Raw genomic sequence first — 14,524 nt, forward strand, 5'->3', positions numbered from 1 at the left:
AGTACGGCTACCCAGCCGCCGGTTCAGGACCGGCTGGCGGCATGTCCCGTGTATTCATCGATGCTCGCGGTCATGGTTGTGTAAAGCATGTTGCAAAGACATCCTAATACGAAACATATGTTTAATCACCATCTCGATTTCCCTATGTCGGAAGGCCTGGATGATGGCTGCGACCCGTCATTTGATCGGGATACGTGTGTCGAATTTGCCGCGAGCGGTGGCGAAGAAACTGCGCACGTTGCGCACGCGCGGGTCGCCGGTCAGGTAGCGCAGCGCCAGAGCCTGATAGGCGGCCATGTCGGCGACCTGGGCGATCAGGACGAAATCCGGGCCGCTGCTGACCCGATAGCATTGCTGGATGGCGGGTTCCGCGATCAGCCCGGCTTCGACGGCATCCGCCTGGCCTGCCGCCTGCGCATCCAGGGATACCTCGATGATCACGGTCAGCGCGGCGCCCATGAGGGCAGGGTCCAGCAAGGCGATCTGGCGCTGGATCAACCCCGACTGGATCAGCTTGCGCACCCGCCGCAGGCACGTGGGGGGCGACGCATGCACGCGGGCTGCCAGTTCCTGGTTGGTCAGGGAGCTGTCCTGCTGCATCTGATCCAGGATGCGGCGGTCCAGATCGTCAATGGTTCGGAGGGTGGACAGGGCTGGCATCTCGTGAAATTGTCAGAAAATGAAATTATATTTCATCATTATTTCAATGTGAAATCTGATTTCATAAGCTGCATAAAATAGAAATCATATTTCCTCGTGGCCGGAACACAATACCGGCTATCTGAATCCAGGAGTCTGTCCATGTGCGGCATCGTCGGCGCTGTGGCGCGTCACAACATCGTTCCCATTCTGCTCGAAGGCCTGCGCCGTCTGGAATATCGCGGCTACGATTCCTGCGGGGTGGCCGTGCATACCGGCACCGGCCTGCAACGCGTGCGCAGCACCCAGCGGGTGGCCGAACTGATCGCGCAGGTCGCCCAGGACAATGTCCAGGGCCTCACCGGCATTGCGCATACGCGCTGGGCCACGCACGGCGCGCCGCTGACCCATAATGCCCATCCGCACTTTTCCGGCCCGGAAAACGGGGCGCCGCGCATTGCGCTGGTGCACAACGGCATCATCGAAAATCACGATGCCCTGCGCGCCGAGCTGCAGGCGGCCGGCTACGTCTTTCACAGCCAGACCGACACCGAGGTCATCGCCCATCTGGTGGACCATCTGTACGATGGCGATCTGCTGGCGGCCGTGCAGCAGGCGACTCGTCGCCTGGAAGGCGCCTATGCCATCGCCGTGTTCTGCGCCCAGGAACCGCACCGGGTCGTGGGGGCGCGGCAGGGTTCGCCGCTGGTGGTGGGCTGCAGCGATCAGGGCAACTACCTGGCGTCGGACGCGCTGGCGCTGGCCGGCACCACCGACCAGATCATGTATCTGGAAGACGGCGACGTCGTGGATCTGCAGCTGTCCCGCGTCTGGGTCAGTGATGCCAAGGGACAGGCCGTCGATCGTCCGGTCCACACCGTGCAGGCTCATACGGGCGAGGCGGAGCTCGGTCCCTACCGACATTTCATGCAGAAGGAAATCTTCGAACAGCCACGCGCCGTGGGCGACACCCTGCAGGGCATCGACGCCATCATGCCGGAACTCTTCGGCGATGGCGCGCACGCGGTCTTCAAGGCGATCGACCGCGTGCTGATCCTGGCTTGCGGCACCAGCTATTACGCGGGGCTCACCGCGCGCTACTGGATCGAATCCGTCGCGGGCATCCCCGTCAATGTGGAGATCGCCAGCGAATACCGCTACCGCACCAGCGTGCCGGATCCGCGCACGCTGGTCGTGACGATCTCCCAGTCCGGCGAGACGGCGGACACGCTGGCCGCCCTGAAGCATGCCCGCAGCCTGGGCATGGAGCAGACCCTGACCATCTGCAACGTGGCTACCAGCGCCATGGTGCGCGAATGCAAGCTGTCGTTCATCACCCGCGCCGGGGTGGAAATTGGCGTGGCCTCGACCAAGGCCTTCACCACGCAGCTCACGGCCCTGTATCTGCTGACCCTGGCTCTCGCCCAGGTCCGTGGCCGCCTGGACGATGCCACGGAGCAGCAGGCGATCAAGTCCCTGCGGCATCTGCCGGTCGCGATTTCCGCCGTGCTGGCGCTGGAGCCGCAGATCATCGCCTGGTCGGAACGCTTCGCCAGCAAGGAAAATGCCCTGTTCCTGGGGCGCGGCATGCACTATCCGATTGCCCTGGAGGGTGCCCTGAAGCTGAAGGAGATCAGCTACATCCACGCCGAGGCCTACCCGGCGGGCGAACTGAAGCACGGTCCGCTGGCCCTGGTCACCGACGCCATGCCGGTGGTCACCGTGGCGCCGCACGACGAATTGCTGGAGAAGCTGAAATCCAACATGCAGGAAGTGCGCGCGCGCGGCGGCGAACTCTACGTGTTCGCCGATGCCGATTCGCAGATCACGGGTGCGCCCGGCATGCACGTCATCCGCATGCCCGAGCACTACGGCAAGCTGTCGCCCATCCTGCATACGGTGCCGCTGCAGCTGCTGGCCTACCACACGGCCTGCGTCCGGGGCACGGACGTGGACAAGCCACGCAACCTGGCGAAAAGCGTCACGGTGGAGTGATGCCGTGTGATGTGCTGTCGGCTGGTGTCGCATGGGATGCTGTCCGACGGCTGCCTGAGAGCGATATTCAGATGAATGTCAGGTACTACAAAATCAGGTTTAAGGATAGTGTCAGCTACACGATCTGTTGATTGAGATCAATCAGGACTAACCCTTGAGAGCAGAGAATGTGTCTGCAGGGTGCGCGATCCGTCGCTCACCGCAACACAATCCAGCAATCTTTCAAGGAAACCTGATGAAAAAGATCGCAGAATTCGATGCCGGAAGACGCGCTTGGCTTCGAAACGGCGCCGTGGCTGCCACCGTGGGTGTCGCCGCTGCCGAACTGCTGCCGACAGTTGCTCAGGCGCGGGGTACGGACGGCGTATCGAAGCATGGGGGCGGCACCTATGCCGGCGCAGGGATTCCGGTCGACAAGCTCGAACATATCCGCCCCAAGCTGCTCAAGCCGCCTTTCGTGATGGAACATGAACAAGCCACGAAGGCGGCCCCGCGTGTCGTCGAGTTCACGATGACCGTCCAGGAAAAGCAGGTCGTCATCGACGAAGAACACGGCACTGTGCTGCAGGGGATGACCTTCAACGGTTCCATGCCGGGGCCGACCCTCGTGGTGCATGAGGGCGATTATGTGCAGCTGACGCTGATCAACCCCGCGACCAATACGCTGGAACACAACATTGATTTTCACGCTTCGACCGGTGCCATGGGTGGGGGCGATCTGACGCATATTAAGCCGGGTCAGCAGACCGTGCTGCGCTTCAAGGCCACGCGGACCGGTACCTTTATTTACCATTGTGCGCCGCCGAAGATGGTGCCCTGGCATGTCGTGTCGGGCATGAGCGGCGTGGTGATGGTGCTGCCGCGCGATGGGCTGAAAGACGCGCATGGCCGGCCTCTGCGTTACGACCGGGTCTACACGGTGGGCGAGTTCGATCTGTATATCCCGAAGGACAAAGACGGGAATTACAAGAAATACGAGACGCCGCTGGAGAGCTTCGGCGATACGACCGAAGTCATGCGCGGCTTGATCCCGACTCATGTGGTCTTCAACGGCAAGGTCGGCGCGTTGACGGGCGCCAATGCCATGCAGGCAAAAGTCGGCGAGACGGTACTGATCATTCATTCGTCGGCCAATCGCGATACCCGTCCGCACCTGATTGGCGGCCATGGGGATTACGTGTGGCAAACGGGCAAATTCGTCAACCCGCCCGAGCGCAATCTGGAAACCTGGTTCGTGCGGGGTGGCTCGGCTGGTGCCGCGCTCTACACCTTCCGCCAACCGGGCACCTATGCCTATCTGAATCACAACCTGATTGAAGCTTTTGAACTGGGCGCGGCTGCCCAGTTCAAGGTCGAGGGCACCTGGAATGACGACCTGATGAAGCAGATCCAGGCCCCCGGTCCGATCACAGCGTGAACCCTGTCGAAAGCCCAAGCGGCCCTCGACCTTTGAATAAGGAAGCCCGGATGGTCCGGCTTTCCAGTTGGAGTATGGAATGTTGAAAACCCCCTTCATTGTCGCCTTGTCCCTTATCGCAATCCCCGCGTTGTCCAGTGCCAATGAGCCCAGCTCGCTGCAAACGGGCGAAAAGCTCTACAAGTCGGCCTGCATCGCCTGCCACGGAACGGGCGCGGCCGGCGCGCCGCGCTTTGGCAACAAACAGGAATGGGCGCCGTATCTGTCACAGGGCCTGGACCAGATGGTCGATGTGGCGATGCATGGCAAAGGGGCCATGCCGGCGCGCGGCGGTACCAAGGCCGACGATGCCACACTGCGCGCAGCCGTGGAATACATGGCCAGCCGCGCAAAGTAAATCTGCAGATACCCTTCATCGTCGGTTCAGGAGGAGGCGGAATCGGGTTTCGGGAGGCAGGCTCCGGCCTGTCGCATCGTTCGTGACGTATTGCCTCGGTGGGCATAAGGAGCCTCATGATGCAATTTTCTCTGTTTGATTGCAGGGCCGGTGTGACCAGACCAGGTCCTCGGGACACTGAACCGCGAGTATCCCTCTTTGCTTCCTCCAAACTATCGGCAGGTGCTGGCCCGTTGTGCATCGTTCGGGCATTGGCGGTGGTCGGCCTGCTTGTGGCGGCCCCAATGGGCGTCGTTGCACAAACGGTTGGCGATGCGCCCATCAACCTGGCGTATGCGACACAGTCGACCCCGATCTATGGTGATGTCGCTCTGAAGCAGCAGATCGGGGTGATGACGCCAGGCAGCCCGATCAGCATTTCGAAAGATCAGGGCTCCGATGGTCAACCATTTTCGATGGACGGATGGTTTCAGCAGGGAAACCGGAACGTCCTCTTCCTGGGCGAGGGGAAGCGGATCGTGATGGCCTCGCTGTCGGGATCCCCGGCGGCCTTTCAGGAACTGGGAGAAACCAAGGATGAATACGATACCGTCTGGGTCCATGCCCGGATTCGAGGGTTCATCCCGCCCAAGGCGCTGACCCGTGACCAGGCCACGGTCTGGCAGCGGGCTGCAAAGCTGTATCAGAGCCGCTGCAGCGCCTGCCATGCGGTGCATAAGCCGACCGAGTTCACGGCGAATCAATGGCCAGGCATTCTCAAGATCATGGCCAAGAACGCCGCGCTTCAGCCGGACGAGGTCGTGCTGATTACCGAATATCTGCAGACACACGCAAAACCCTGAGGAGATCTGGTTATGGATAAGTCCTTTATCGTTTCGGATGACGCGCCGGCAGTCCAGTCCGATGCCGTACCGAACCCGTCACGGCGTCATTTCATCGAGGCGGCGGGCGTTTCTGTCGGGGCCCTGGCGGTGCCCAAGGCGGCCATCAGCGCGGTGGCGGAAAAGACCGTGCTGACCGCGACCCACTGGGGGATGGTCCGCGCGGTCGTGCAAGGCGGCCGTCTTTTGCGTGTCGAGCCGTTTGAAAAGGACCCACATCCGACCAAGATGCTGACGGCCTTCGCGGACCGGGTTCACTCGGCGAACCGGGTCGCTTTTCCGGCGGTGCGCAAGGGTTTCCTGGATCGCTCCACGCGCGGCGATACCTCTCGCCGGGGAAAGGATGAGTTTGTTCGTGTCAGCTGGGATCAGGCTCTGGACCTGGTGACAGAGGAGCTGCGTCGCGTCAAGCAAGAGCATGGCAATGGGGCCTTTTTTCCCGGTTCGGCGGACTGGCAGTCGGCGGGTATCCTGCATAGCGCATCGGCGCTGACCCGGCGCCTCCTGGGCCTGCACGGCGGTTTCACGGATTGCTCGGGCGACCCCAGCATCGCCGCTGCCATGGTGATCGTGCCGCATGTGCTGGGCGACCTGGAGGTCTATGGCCAGCAGACGGCGTGGCCGACGATCCTCGAGCATGCCAAGAATGTCGTCTTCTGGGGTTGCTGCCCGCTGAAGAATAATCAGATCGGCACGCATCCGGCTGATCATGGGGCTTATGGTTCGTTGGATGCGTTGCGCGAGAAGTCGGCGCAGCATCGGATTAATGTCATCTCCATCGACCCCCGGGTGACCGATACGGCTCAGTACACCCAGGCTCGCTGGATCGCCCCGCGCCCCAATACCGACACGGCCTTGATGCTGGCCTTGATGTACGTGCTTTATACCGAAAAGCTGCATGACGCCGGTTTCATGTCCAAATATTGTTATGGGTTCGATCGGTTTCTGCCCTACCTGACCGGGGAGAGCGACGGGACCCCCAAGACGCCGGAATGGGCGCAGTCCATCACGGGCGTTGCGGCCGCCGACATCCGCCAACTGGCGCGCACGTTGGCCTCGGGCCGTACCATGCTCATCACGGGCTATGCCATCCAGCGGGCCGACCATGGCGAACAGCCCTATTGGGCACTCATCGCGCTGGCTGCCATGTTGGGCCATATCGGTTTGCCGGGTGGCGGTCTGGGTTTCAGCTATCACTACGACAACGGCGGCTCGCTGACAGCCAAGAACCCCGGCATTGTCGGTATCCCGGCTGGCGAGAATCCGGTTCAGACGGTTCTGCCGTTCGAGCGCGTGACCAGCATGCTGCTCAATCCGGGCAAACCGTTTGATTTCAACGGACAATCCATGGTCTACCCGGATGTCAAGATGATTTATTGGGCCGGCGGCAACCCCCTGACGCACCTATGGAATACCGCCCAGGTCATCGACGCGTGGCGGCGCCCCGAGACGATCGTGGTGGCGGACCCGTTTTGGACGCCGACTGCACGCTTCGCCGACATTGTGCTGCCTGCCACGACGACGTTCGAGCGCAATGACCTGGAAGTGTGTGGCGCCTATTCGCAGCGCTATATCGTCGCCATGCATCAGGCAATCGACCCGGTCGGGGAGGCCCGCAATGATTACGACATCATGCGTGCGTTGGCCAAGCGTCTGGGCTTCGAGGAAAAATTCACGGAAAACAAGTCTGAAATGGATTGGCTGCGCGGGTTCTACGAGCAGGCCCGGCGGGCCGCCAAAGCCGCGGATAAACTGGATATCCCGGATTTCGACAGTTTCTGGAATGGAAAAGGCTATGTGGAATTCCCCGTTCCAGCTGACGCCAAGGATCACGTCGTCCATTCGGAGTTTCGCCAGGATCCTCAGCAGAACCCCCTGGGTACGCCGTCCGGGCGCATCGAAATCTATTCGAAACAGATCGCGGGGTTCAAGTACGATGATTGCCCGCCGCACCCGACCTGGCTGGAACCCGTCGAGTGGCTCGGCAGCGCGAAGGCCAAAAAGCATCCCTTGCATATCGTCTCGCCGCATCCGCAGTTTCGTCTGCATTCTCAACTGGACAACACAATACTGCGCAAGGCTTACGAAGTTCATGACCGGGAACCGGTCTGGCTTAGCGTGGCCGATGCCAAACAGCGCGGTATTGCTCAGGGGGATGTCGTACGGATCTTCAATGATCGCGGCAGCGTACTGGCAGGTGCTGTCGTGACGGACCGCATCATGCAGGGCGTCGTCATGCTGCAGGAGGGGGCTTGGTACGACCCTGACGTGCCGGGCGATCCGCATGCCATGTGCAATCACGGATTGATCAATGTGTTGACCCTGGACAAGGGGACTTCGCGGCTGGCGCAGGGCAACATTGCCAACACCTGTCTGGTCGAGGTCGAACGTTATGGCAAGCCGATTCCCGAGGTTCGTGCTTTTACGGTCCCCGCCTGAGTGACGTGGTCCCGGGGCAGGCGGGTGGCCCGGCTCAGCCGCCCGCCGGTTGACCCGCGCCAGGCGGTGTGAACCGCCTGCCCAGCCCCGCCCAGCACTGCGAGTAATGCGCCTGCAGGTGCGGGGATTCCAGCGCCTGATGGGTGGGGCGGATCACGCAGCGGGTTTCGAACATGATCGCCAGGGTGTCGCGGATGTAATCCGGCTTCGAAGTGTCCGCCGTGCAGGCCTTCTCGAACGTGGCGGCATCGGGGCCGTGGCCCGCCATGCAGTTGTGCAGGCTGGCGCCGCCCGGCGTGAAACCATCGGCTTTTGCATCGTAGGCGCCGGCCACGAGGCCCATGAACTCGCTGGCGACGTTGCGGTGAAACCAGGGTGGGCGGAACGTGTCCTGCATCGCCAGAATGCGCGGCGGGAAGATGCCGAAGTCGATCGTATCCACGCCCGGGGTGTCGGACTGTGATTGCAGCACCAGGAAGATGGACGGATCGGGGTGGTCGTAGCTGATCGACCCGATGGTGTTGAAGTGGCGCAGATCGTATTTATAGGGGACATAGTTGCCGTGCCAGGCGACGACGTCCAGGGGTGAATGATCCATGTCCGCCACCCACAGATGGCCCATGAATTTCGCGATCAGTTCACAGGGGCCGATTTTGTCTTCATAGGCGGCGGTCGGGGTCAGGAAATCCCGCGGATTGGCCAGCCCGTTCGAGCCGATCGGGCCCAGGTCCGGCAGGCGGAACGGGGCACCGAAATTTTCGCAGACATAGCCGCGGGCCTGCGGGTCCAGCAGTTCGACATGAAACCGCACGCCGCGCGGGATGACGATGATCTCCTGGGGCTCGACGTCGAGAATGCCGAGTTCGGTGGCGAAACGCAGGCGCCCCAGTTGCGGCACGATCAGCAGTTCGCCGTCCGCGCTATGGAAATAGCGGTTTTCCATCGAGCGGTTGGCGACATACAGGTGAATGGCGCATCCTGTCTGCTGGTAGGGGTCGCCATTGCCGCCCATCGTGAACAGGCCCTGGACGAAATCGGTGGGTTGCGACGGAATGGGCAGCGGATCCCAGCGCAACTGGTTGGGCGGCGTGTCGACGTCGCCAAACGCGGCAACCAGACGGCCGTCGGCGATCCGCCGAAAGGGTTGGTGGACGGCGGCGGGCTGCATGCGATACAGCCAAGACCGGCGATTGGATTCCCGGGGCGCCGTGAATGCCGTGCCCGACAACTGTTCCGTGTACAGACCCAACGGCGGCTGTTGTGGCGAGTTTCGGTGCAGCGGCAGAGCGCCCGCCACCGCCTCGGTGGAAAAATGGTTGCCAAATCCGGACTGATAGGAGAGGTTCTGGGACATGAAGGGGTCTCGTCTGGCAAGATATGCAAGGGCGTCGACTGTGGAGACGAGTCTGCGCCATCCCGTTCATTCTAGGTGTCAACGATCCTGATTCAAAGGGGGGCTATCCATGAGTACCGTATCCGATTTGGCTCTTTCCCGTCTGCCCGATGGCCTGTCAGCACGGCGGCCTTTGCTCTGGCTGAATCCGGCCTACGAGCCGGAGGCCGGCCCGGGGCTGGAGCCCGATCCGGTGGTGGCGAAAGCCCGCTATGCCCGCTGCGCGGGCCTGTTGGCGCGAGTATTCCCCGAACTCTCCGATCTGGGGGGGCGTTTGGTGTCGCCCCTGGTGTCGATCGATCGTCTACGGGACACCCTGCATTCGTCCGGAACGTCGGGGTTCTGGTTTTTGAAGCGGGATGACAGTTTGCCGGTGGCGGGTTCGGTCAAGGCGCGGGGCGGCTTTCATGAAATCCTGGCGCTTGTCGAGCAGATCGCCACAGAGCACGGGTTGTTGCAGGCCGATACGGATCGGTCCGTACTGGCGGAACCCGCTGCGCGGGCGCTGTTTGGCCGCTACACCATTTCGGTGGGCAGTACCGGCAACCTGGGGCTGGCGATCGGCCTGATCGGGGCCGGTCTGGGGTTTCGGGCCGTCGTGCATATGTCGGCCGATGCCAAGAAATGGAAGAAGCAGCGTCTGCGTGATCACGGCATCGAAGTCGTCGAGCATGTCGGGGATTATGCGGCGGCCGTGGCCGCGGGGCGCTCCATTGCTCAGGCGGATCCTTATGGCTACTTCGTCGATGATGAAAAATCGCTGCCCCTGTTCCTGGGCTATGCGGCGGCGGCACGCGAATTGCAGGCGCAGCTACAGATCGCCGGCCGCCCGGTGGATGCCGACCATCCCCTGTTCGTGTACCTGCCTTGTGGGGTCGGCGGCGCGCCGGGTGGCATCCTGCATGGCCTGAAGCGGCTGTGGGGCGCTGACGTTCACGGATTTTTCGCCGAACCTGTGGCGTCTCCCTGCATGTTGACGCAGCTGGCGGTGGGTTGCGAGACGCCGGTGTCGGTCTATGACGTGGGGCTGGACAACCGGACCGAGGCCGATGGCCTGGCGGTGGCGCAGGCTTCGCCGCTGGTGGCGCCCCTGATGGCGCGCGTGCTGTCGGGCGCCTTTACGGTGGATGATGACACCTTGTTCCGGGATGCGCGGCGCCTGGAAGACGTCGAAGGGATCTATGTGGAACCGTCGGCGGCCGCGGGGTTGCGGGGACCCGGCTGGGTGCTGGATTCGCCGCAGGGGCGCGAGTATTTGCGGCGGCATGGGCTGGATCGGGTGCTGAGTCAGGCAACGCACGTGATCTGGAGCACGGGCGGATCGCTGGTTCCGGAATCGGTCCGCGCGGAATTCCGGGCGCGGGGTTGAGTCGCCAATTGGCTCAGGCTGGCTGGATTCCCCATTTCCGCTGCCCGACGTGTTCGTGCAGATATTGCACGAAAGCCTGGGCGGCCGGCGACAGGCTGGCATGCTGACGGCGATAGATGAAGAACTGACGCCGGATTTCCGGTTCGTGCAATAGCCGTACCCGCAAGCCATAGAGTTCCACCAGACTTTGCGCATAGGGCAGGCAAGCGGTGATCCCCAGGCGTGCGCTGACCATGCTGAGCGCCGTGCTCATGAAGGTGACTTCGTGGGCTGGGCGGATGGCCTGGGTCGAGGCGGCGTCATGCAGATCCAGCGCCAGGCGTTCGGTGAACTGGCCCTGCAGGGCAATCAGGGGGTAATGCACCAGATCCGCCCAAGTCAGGCGCTGTTTGGCTTCCAGTGGGTGACCGGGCGGAAAGACCGCCAGGAAGGGCAGGTCGAACAGCGGGTCGGCTGCCAGCTCGGTCAGGCCTTCGCGCTGAGGGCCGATGCTGATGTCGGCTTCGCCGCGCAGCACCTGAGTGATGGCGTTTTCCACGGCGCAGTCCATCAAGCGGATCCGGATATCGGGGTAGGTCTGGCGAAAACCGGCAATGACCTCGGGCATCAGGGTGCTGGCCATCAGCTGTGGCGCGGCGATCCGCACGATCCCCCGGCGCAGGCGCTTCAGGTTGTTGATGTTTTCCACGGCGCTGTCCAGGTCGCGCAGCACCTGAGTGGTGACGGCGTGGAATTCCTGGCCGATTTCCGACAGGCGGATGCGACGCGTGCTGCGATCCACCAGCCGCACACCCAGCTGCGTCTCCAGTTCCTTGATCAGGCCGCTGAGGGCCGACTGCGTGATGTGCAGGGATTCGGCCGCCCGTGTGAATCCCCCGGTGCGGGCCAGAGCGGCGAAGGCGCGAAGTTGGCGCAAGGTGATATCCATCAGCATTTCCTATGAATCGATGGAAAAAAACTGTTTGAATGATATCTCGAAAGTGCTTCTAATGGTCAAAAAACGGGAGACATCCATGCAGCGACATCCAATAGTCGGGGCGCATCATGCTTGAACGCGCCGCCCTCCACATCACCAAAGGGTTCGAGATTCTGATCGTCATCAGCCTGGCCGTCATGGGTGTGCTGGTCTTCGGCAATGTCGTCCTGCGCTATGCGTTCAATTCCGGCATCGCGATTTCCGAGGAACTGTCCCGGCTGCTGTTCGTCTGGCTGATCTTCCTCGGAGCCGTGCTGGCGTCCGCGCGCCGGATCCATATCGGGTTCGATACCTTGCTGCGTCATGTCGGACCTGGCCTGCGCCGCACGCTGCAGGTCTTCAACGGCGTGCTGATCCTGACGGGCTGCGCCATCTTCATCGTCGGCGGCTGGGAACAGACGCGGATCAATCTGGGCAACGTCTATCCGGTGATGGGCATCTCTTATGCCTGGCTGTACGGTGTGGCACTGGTCTTTGGCGTGGCGCTGATCTTTCCGGTGTGCAACAACATCCGCCTGGCCCTGACGGGTTCGGGCGAGAACCTGACCGAGGATCTGGCGGACCGCATCGAGGATCTGGCCGAGCGCATCGAGGAGGACGAAGCCGTGCGCCGGACAGGGTGCACGGATATTCCGACGGATGCCTCCGATGCCCGTCGCAAGGTGGCTCCGGGTGGGGATCGCGCATGACCGCCTCCGTCTTTCTCGTCACCCTGTTGGGTCTCATCACGCTGGGACTGCCAATCGCCTTCGCCCTGATGTTCGCGGGTGTGGCCCTGATGCTGCTGACCGGGCAGTTCGACGCCCAGACGGTCGTGCAGAATGCCGTGTCGGGGGCGGACAATTTCGTCCTGATGGCTGTGCCCTTCTTCATTCTGGCGGGCGAGTTCATGAATGCCGGTGGGCTGTCCCGGCGCATCGTGGACATGGCCGGCGCTTTCGTCGGTCATCTTCGGGGCGGCCTGGGCTATGTGGCGATCTTCGCCGGCATTCTGCTCGCCAGCCTGTCGGGGTCGGCGGTGGCGGATACGGCCGCGCTGGCCGCGATCCTGGTACCCATGATGCGCCAGGCGGGCTACGATCCCGCCCGGGCCTGCGGCCTGATGGCGGCTGGCGGCATCATCGCGCCGGTGATCCCGCCGTCCATCGGTTTCCTGATCTTCGGCGTAGTGGCCAATGTGTCCATCACGCGGCTCTTCCTGGCCGGCATCGTGCCGGGCATCCTGATGGGGGCGGTGCTGATCGTCGCCTGGTGGATCGTGGCCCGGCGCCAGCAGGTGGCTGTGGCCCCGCGCGTGCCCTGGGGGCAGCGCCTGCGGCTGCTCGGCCGCGGCGGCTGGGCGCTGATGCTGCCGGTCATCATCATCGGCGGCCTGCGTTTCGGGATCTTCACGCCAACGGAATCGGCTGTGGTCGCCGCCGCCTACGCGCTTTTCGTCGGGCTGGTCGTCTACCGCGAACTGGACGGCCACAAGATCTACGAATGCCTGCTGGCGACGGCGCGCACGACCTCGGTCGTTCTGCTGCTGGCGGCGTTGGCCATGGTGGCGTCCTACATGATCACGATCACCGACATTTCCGGCCAGGTCGGCGGCTGGCTGCAGGGCCTGTCCGATCATCCGCTGGCCCTGATCTCGGCCATGATGATCGTGGTGTTCTTTGCCGGCATGGTGCTGGACTTCATTCCCATCGTGCTGATCTTCACACCGGTCTTTCTGCCCATCGCGCAGGCCGCGGACATCGACCCGGTGTATTTCGGCGTGATCTTCATCATGAATTGTTCCATCGGCATGATCACGCCGCCTGTCGGCGTGGTGCTGAACGTCATCAGCTCGGTGGGCAAAGTCACCATGGACGAGGCGGTGCGCGGCATCCTGCCTTTCCTGCTGGCGCTGGTCGTGCTGTTGATCCTGCTGATCCTGTTCCCGGCTCTGGTGACGGTGCCGGCCCAATGGTGGCGCTGATGTCCGGCCCGATAGGGATGGCCGGGCGCAAGACGCCCCACGATTTCCACTGAGGAGACTTCCATGAAAATTCGTATGACGCTGCTGGTGGGACTGCTGGCCGCCAGCCTGTCCGGTTCGGCCTGGGCGACAATCACGGCCAAATTCGCCGTCACCCTGCCCGAGAAATCCCACCAGGGCCAGGGCGTGGCCAAGTTCATCGAACTCGTCAAGGCCAAGAGCCATGGCGATATCGTCATCAAGCCCTATTACAGCGGCGCCCTGGGCGACGACGTGAAGGTCACGTCCGCCCTGCAGGGGGGCACGATCGAATTCACCGTGCCTCAGACCACGACCCTGACGGGCATGGTCAAGGCCTACGAGATCCTGGATTTCCCCTTCCTGTTCAAGAACGACGCCCAGGCGGAAAAGGTCCTGGACGGGCCGGTGGGCCAGCGGCTGATGGATACCCTGCCCGCGCATGGCCTGATTGGTCTGGCCTATTGGGAAAACGGTTTCTTCAATGCCACCAACAGCAAACACCCCATTCAGCGGGTCGAGGACTTCGACGGTCTGAAGTTCCGTTCGATCCAGGCAAAGATCACCCAGGAAACGATCAAGGCGCTGGGGGCCAATCCGGTGCCGCTGGCCGTGCCGGAACTGTATACCGCGCTGGAAACCCACACCATCGACGGCCAGGGCACCCCCAACGCGGTGATCGCCGCACTCAAGCTCTTCGAGGTGCAGAAATATCTGTCCATCACTCGTCACAGCTATGGGGCGTTCATCCCCCTGGCATCCAAGGCGTTCTGGGACAAGCTGACCCCGGAGCAGCAGAAGATCATCAAGGATTCCGCCATCGAGGCGCGCGTCTATCAACGTCAGGTCGCCCGGGCGCAGTCGGAATCCGCGAAAAAGATGATGATCAGCCATGGCGTGCAGGTCAACGAGGTCAGCGACGCGGAGCATGAACGCATGAAGGAACGCGTGCAGCCGGTCTGGAAGATGTTCACCCCCAGCGTCGGCCAGGATCTGTTCGATCAGGTGCAGGCTGAATTGAAGTAGAGCGAGTTCGA

At 62.5% G+C, this 14,524-nt stretch carries 12 protein-coding genes; 9 read left to right on the forward strand and 3 right to left on the reverse strand.

Features of this window, described 5'->3' with window-relative positions; translation table 11 throughout:
• Positions 1-177: 177 nt before the first annotated feature.
• A complete protein-coding gene (locus tag ABCV34_RS13620) occupies positions 178-660 on the reverse strand; it encodes an Lrp/AsnC family transcriptional regulator (RefSeq protein ID WP_345796758.1) in 483 nt (160 codons plus the stop codon).
• 141 nt (positions 661-801) lie between these two features.
• On the opposite strand from ABCV34_RS13620, the gene glmS reads away from it, so the two are divergent.
• From glmS to torA, 5 genes are all read left to right on the forward strand, one after another.
• Complete coding sequence (gene glmS / locus ABCV34_RS13625; protein WP_345796759.1) at positions 802-2,634, forward strand: glutamine--fructose-6-phosphate transaminase (isomerizing); 1,833 nt, start codon at positions 802-804, stop codon at positions 2,632-2,634.
• A 235-nt stretch (positions 2,635-2,869) separates the two neighbouring features.
• Positions 2,870-4,051 (forward strand): copper-containing nitrite reductase, encoded by a 1,182-nt coding sequence (nirK, locus tag ABCV34_RS13630; RefSeq protein WP_345796760.1) that lies wholly within the window; start codon positions 2,870-2,872, stop codon positions 4,049-4,051.
• A gap of 79 nt (positions 4,052-4,130) precedes the next feature.
• A complete protein-coding gene (locus tag ABCV34_RS13635) occupies positions 4,131-4,448 on the forward strand; it encodes a c-type cytochrome (protein ID WP_345796761.1) in 318 nt (105 codons plus the stop codon).
• Between the two features lie 119 nt (positions 4,449-4,567).
• Positions 4,568-5,290, forward strand: coding sequence for a hypothetical protein (locus ABCV34_RS13640; protein WP_345796762.1), 723 nt, complete (start codon positions 4,568-4,570; stop codon positions 5,288-5,290).
• A gap of 12 nt (positions 5,291-5,302) precedes the next feature.
• Entirely contained in the window at positions 5,303-7,768 is a 2,466-nt protein-coding gene (gene torA / locus ABCV34_RS13645; protein ID WP_345796763.1) for a trimethylamine-N-oxide reductase TorA, read from the forward strand.
• A gap of 34 nt (positions 7,769-7,802) precedes the next feature.
• Here torA and hmgA read toward each other — a convergent pair whose 3' ends face one another.
• On the reverse strand, positions 7,803-9,122 hold the full coding sequence (gene hmgA / locus ABCV34_RS13650; protein WP_345796764.1) for a homogentisate 1,2-dioxygenase: 1,320 nt from the start codon (positions 9,120-9,122) through the stop codon (positions 7,803-7,805).
• Positions 9,123-9,231: 109 nt separating this feature from the next.
• Here hmgA and ABCV34_RS13655 point away from each other — a divergent pair, with 109 nt between their 5' ends.
• A complete protein-coding gene (locus ABCV34_RS13655; protein ID WP_345796766.1) occupies positions 9,232-10,530 on the forward strand; it encodes a D-serine ammonia-lyase in 1,299 nt (432 codons plus the stop codon).
• Positions 10,531-10,543: 13 nt separating this feature from the next.
• On the opposite strand, the gene ABCV34_RS13660 is transcribed toward ABCV34_RS13655, so the two are convergent.
• A complete protein-coding gene (locus tag ABCV34_RS13660; RefSeq protein WP_345796768.1) occupies positions 10,544-11,458 on the reverse strand; it encodes a LysR family transcriptional regulator in 915 nt (304 codons plus the stop codon).
• A gap of 116 nt (positions 11,459-11,574) precedes the next feature.
• On the opposite strand from ABCV34_RS13660, the gene ABCV34_RS13665 reads away from it, so the two are divergent.
• The 3 genes from ABCV34_RS13665 to ABCV34_RS13675 all read left to right on the forward strand — a co-directional run bounded on the left by ABCV34_RS13665 (position 11,575) and on the right by ABCV34_RS13675 (position 14,513).
• On the forward strand, positions 11,575-12,195 hold the full coding sequence (locus ABCV34_RS13665; protein ID WP_345796769.1) for a TRAP transporter small permease: 621 nt from the start codon (positions 11,575-11,577) through the stop codon (positions 12,193-12,195).
• The gene (locus ABCV34_RS13670; RefSeq protein WP_345796770.1) at positions 12,192-13,469 is read left to right on the forward strand and encodes a TRAP transporter large permease subunit; all 1,278 of its coding nucleotides are present in this window, start codon (positions 12,192-12,194) and stop codon (positions 13,467-13,469) included. The genes ABCV34_RS13665 and ABCV34_RS13670 overlap by 4 nt, the downstream gene beginning before the upstream one ends.
• Before the next feature lie 63 nt (positions 13,470-13,532).
• Positions 13,533-14,513 (forward strand): TRAP transporter substrate-binding protein, encoded by a 981-nt coding sequence (locus ABCV34_RS13675; RefSeq protein ID WP_345796771.1) that lies wholly within the window; start codon positions 13,533-13,535, stop codon positions 14,511-14,513.
• Positions 14,514-14,524: the final 11 nt, after the last annotated feature.

Source organism: Castellaniella sp. MT123 (assembly GCF_039614765.1).
Lineage (GTDB): Bacteria > Pseudomonadota > Gammaproteobacteria > Burkholderiales > Burkholderiaceae_B > Castellaniella.